Here is a 4,261-nt window from a genome sequence, read left to right on the forward strand (position 1 = left end):
CTGGGTGAGTAGAAGGACAACTCCATGAGACGAATGTCGAGGACGGCCCTGGGAATCGTCGCGGCGACCGCCGCGACTCTGGTGGCGAGCGCCGTACCGGCGGCCGCCATCAACAGCTACAACGCGACCCCGGCCCCGGAACGCACCGAGGTCGGCGCGCTCGTGGTCACGTGGGACGACGACGAGAACCCGGCCACGCCGGACCGGGTCGACTGGGTCTGCTCGGGCACGATGGTCGACGCGAACACGTTCCTGACCGCCGCGCACTGCACCGCCCCGTTCACCTGGCCGCCGAACGTGCGGTTCTACGTCTCGCTCGACCAGGACGTGCAGGGCGCGCTCGACGCGGCCGCGGCGGCGCACCCCGGTGACCCGACGGCGATCGCGCGGGCGGTCGGCGTCGAGGGCGTCGCGCACACCGAGTCCGGCTATCCCGGCCCGGCGTCGAACCCGCACGACATCGCCGTCGTCGAGGTGCCGGCGGCCGCGATGGCGGCGCGCTGGTCGTTCACGCCGGCGACCCTGCCCACCGCGGGGCTGCTGGACCGGCTCGGTCCGCAGGCGCTGAACGGCACGGCGTTCGTCGTGGTCGGGTACGGCACCGAGGAGGCACAGCGCGGGCCCGGCGGGCACGTGCACCCGGGCGGCGGCGTGCGGATGAAGGCACCGGAAGGGTTCAACGCGCTCAACAAGGCTTGGGTGCGGCTGTCGATGCACGAGCAGCAGGGCAACGGCGGGGCGTGCTACGGCGACTCCGGCGGCCCGAACTTCGCCGTGCTCGGCGGCAAGCTCGTGCTCGTCGCGACGACGATCACCGGCGACGTCCCGTGCTACGCCACGAACGTCACGTACCGGACCGACACCCCGACCGCGCGCGCGTTCCTCACGCAGTTCGTCGCGCTTCCGTAGTTCTTTTTCCACCCGGGTGCCGGACAATGGTGGCGTGGGCTACTACACCCTGCTGATTCCGCTGGTGGTGGTCGGGCTGCTGGCGTTGGTGCTGCGGTGGGCGTTGAGCCTCGACACGGACAAGGCGCACCGCAAGGACTACGGGTTGCTGCGCGAGGTGGCGAAGGTCCCGTCGTCCACGGCGGCGCGGGTGGTCGAGAACCAGCTCAAGCAGGCGGGTGTCGCCGCCACCACGGTGCCCGCTGAGGACGGGGTCGGTCTGCGGATCCTCGTGTTCCCGAACGACGAGGCGACCGCGATCGACGTGCTGCTGAAGAACTGACGCGGGCCGGGGGTCCACGGCGTGGTCCACCGGCCCGCGGTCTATGCGGTTCGCCGGCGGCGCAGGGCGACCGAGCCGAAGAAGGCGGCCGCCGCGAGGACCGCGACGATCGCCGCCGCGCCCGCCACCACCGCCGCGGCCGGCATGCCGCTCGGTGCCGGAGCCGGCCGGTTCGCCGGCGGCAGGACCGCCGACTCGACCGCGACGGTCTTCGTCGCCGCCGACGGGTGGGTGGCGCTCATCGTCACGGTCCACTTGCCGACCGGCAGCTTCTTCGTGCTGACGTAGAATCCCCGGCCCTCGTTCGAGGCGACCATGGGGACCGGCCCGAGCGTGTCGCCCTCGGCCGATACTGCGGTGAAGCTGAGGTCGACCTCGACCTCCACCGGGTGGTGGTCGCGGGCGTAGCTCACCGCCGCGGTGACACCCTGACCGCCGTCGCCCTGCACCTCGAGGGCGATCGGACCGCCGTGCGCACGCGCCATGCCGGACGTCGCGAGCACGGTGAGCAGGGCGGCCAGCACGACGCCGGCCGCGGTGACAAGCCTGCTGAGGGCGGGTCTGCGGAACATGGTTCTCCCTGAGGTGAAGGGTGCCCCGCGCCCGAAGCGCGGGGCACCCGTGCCGGTCAGGACAGCCGCGCGATGATCGCGTCGGTGTCCCTGGCGAGGACCGTCCGCACCTCCGCGACCGGCACGGTGGCCGGATCCGTCGCGGTGGTGCGGAACTTTCGCAGCAGCGACACGGTCTTCGTGTCGTTGCCGGTCGCCTCCGCCTTGCGGGCCTTGCCGAGCTGGGTCGCCAGCTTGTTCGCCGAGGCCTGGTTGAGCCAGCCGACCGCGTGGAAGCGGTCGACCAGGTTCGCGATGTCGCGAGTGGACGTCGTGATGCCGAACGCGACCGTCTGCGCGGTCCGGTTGCCGGCGTTGTCCGTTGCGATGACCTTCAGCGAATGCGTGCCCAGCGCCAGCTCGTAGAGCGCCTGCAGCGTGCCGGTCTGGTACGCCGCGCCGTCGAGCGCGCCCGTCAGCGTCCTGACCCCGGACGTCGAGTCCACGGCCTGCCAGCTGATCCGCAGGTCCTGGCTGTCGCCGTAGACCTGCCCGTCGGCGATGCCGGAGACCAGGACCGTCGGCCGGGTGCCGTCGATCCTGATCGTGGCCGCCTTCTCCGCCTCGGCGTTGCCCGCCTCGTCGGTCGAGCGGTACGCCAGCGTGTGGGTGCCGTCGCCGGAGACGTCGACCGGCTCGGTGTAAGGGGTCCACGCGCCACCGTCGAGCGAGTACTCGGTGCTCGCCACCCCGGACGTCTCGTCCGCGGCGGACAGGATCACCGGCACCGCCCCGTCGTGCCACCCCGCGTCGTTCGGCGGGGCGAACTGCGCGGCCGTCAGCGGCGCGGTCGCGTCGACCTCGACCGTCAGGGTCCTGGCCTCCTCGACGTTGCCGGCGGCGTCCGTGGACCGGTACCGCACCTCGTGGGTACCGTCGCCGCTCACCGTGAACGGCTCGGTGTACGCGGTGAACGCGGCACCGTCGACCGAGTACTCGGTGGACTCGACGCCGCTGCCGCCCTCCTCGTCGGTCGCGGCGAGGCTGACGGTGACCGGTCCGGTGTGGTAGCCGCCGGCGCCCGGCGCGGCCGGGTCGGTGGTCGCCGTGGTCACCGGTGCGGTCTCGTCCGCCTGCTCGGCCCAGGACGCGTGGAAGAAGTCGAACTTCGCGGTCACCGACTGGGTCTGGTTGACCCCGAAGGCGAACAGCCCGACCTTTCCGCCCGCGACCGCGGCGTTGGTCACCGCCTCGCCGACGTCCGTCCACGTGGTCCCGTCCGCGGAGTAGGACCCGTGATAGGCGTTCCCCTCCTTGGTCAGGCGCAGCCACCACACGCCCTGGGTGAGGCCCGTGGCCTGCGGTTGCGGGTCCTGGACGGCGTCGCCGACCTCGCTGCGCAGCTCGATCCGCCGGCCGGTCGCGCTGTCGGTGATGTAGTCGAACTTCACGTAGTTCGCGTCGTCGACGTACACCATCAGGCCACCCTGGTGGTAGGCCTGGTTGAACGCGCTGCCGTCCATCTTGGTCTCCACCGTCCAGTCCCCGGCGGGCGGGTTCTGCAGGGTGAAGTTCGCCGGGCCGGAGTTCGGCGTCGAGTAGATGTCACCGTTGCTGGTGTCGATCTCCAGGTTGCCGCCGGTCACCCGCTCCGCGGCCGGGTCGGGGCGCACGATCGTGCTCCACCGGCAGCCGTCCACGGCGGAGCCGTCGAACTCGTCGTCCGGCGAGACCGGGCCCGCGGTGTCGTCCGGCACCAGCTGGAACCAGTCGAACGCGGCGTCGACCACCGGGCGGTTGCCCGTGCCGGTGAGCGACATCAGGCCGATGCGCGGGTTCGCGATCCCCGCGATCAGCTTGTCGGCCTGCGGCATCGCGGTCCACGACAGGCCGTCCGCCGAGTACGACGCGGTCAGCTTCGTGCCGTCGCTCGCCAGCCGGACGTAGGCCGTGTCCGGGTAGTCCGCGCCGAGGTTCGCCGTGTTGGACTCGGCGACCTCGTTCGGCTGGCCGCCCTCCTCCCGGATGAACTGGAAGATCCGGGCGTCGGCGTCGGCCGTGCCCCGCGCCTCCAGCACCATCTTGGCGTAGTTGTCGTCGTCGCCGTAGAGCACCAGACCGGCCTGCTGGTAGGCGTCCCGGGCGGTCAGCGACACCTTCGTCGTGGCCTGCCAGGCCCCGCTCGGCGCGGGCTGGACGACCATGTTCGGCGTCGGGTTGGCGTTGTCCGTGCCGTAGATGTCGGTGTTGGACGTCGGGATGTGCAGGCTGCCACCGGAGACCGACAGGTCCTGGTTGCGGCGGATCACCGTCCACCGGCCCGCGTCGAGCGAGCTGCCGAGGAAGTCGTCGGACTTGCCGGTCAGGCAGCTCGGGCTCGGGCTGTCCACGGTGATCGGCACGTGCTCGGTGGTCGCGGCGCCGCGCGCGTCGGTGACGGTCACCGACGCGTCGTAGTTGCCGGGCGCGGTGTAGGTGT

At 71.9% G+C, this 4,261-nt stretch carries 4 protein-coding genes; 2 read left to right on the plus strand and 2 right to left on the minus strand.

The window, feature by feature from the left end; translation table 11 throughout:
- The first annotated feature begins 24 nt into the window (after positions 1-24).
- Entirely contained in the window at positions 25-909 is an 885-nt protein-coding gene (locus tag VH969_RS00005; protein ID WP_331968175.1) for a trypsin-like serine protease, read from the plus strand.
- Between the two features lie 34 nt (positions 910-943).
- Positions 944-1,231, plus strand: a complete 288-nt coding sequence (locus VH969_RS00010; protein ID WP_331968178.1) for a hypothetical protein — start codon at positions 944-946, stop codon at positions 1,229-1,231.
- A 41-nt stretch (positions 1,232-1,272) separates the two neighbouring features.
- Here VH969_RS00010 and VH969_RS00015 read toward each other — a convergent pair whose 3' ends face one another.
- Positions 1,273-1,803, minus strand: coding sequence for a hypothetical protein (locus VH969_RS00015; protein ID WP_331968181.1), 531 nt, complete (start codon positions 1,801-1,803; stop codon positions 1,273-1,275).
- A 56-nt stretch (positions 1,804-1,859) separates the two neighbouring features.
- A partial coding sequence (locus tag VH969_RS00020; protein WP_331968184.1) for an OmpL47-type beta-barrel domain-containing protein occupies positions 1,860-4,261 on the minus strand: 2,402 nt, incomplete at its 5' end.

It is taken from the genome of Actinophytocola sp. (assembly GCF_036555685.1).
In the GTDB taxonomy this organism is placed as follows: domain Bacteria; phylum Actinomycetota; class Actinomycetes; order Mycobacteriales; family Pseudonocardiaceae; genus Actinophytocola.

Bases quoted from the DNA above. Each gene is read 5' to 3' on its own strand.
- VH969_RS00005 (WP_331968175.1), top strand. From the start codon at position 25: ATGAGACGAATGTCGAGGACGGCCCTGGGAATCGTCGCGGCGACCGCC.
- VH969_RS00015 (WP_331968181.1), bottom strand. From the start codon at position 1,803: ATGTTCCGCAGACCCGCCCTCAGCAGGCTTGTCACCGCGGCCGGCGTC.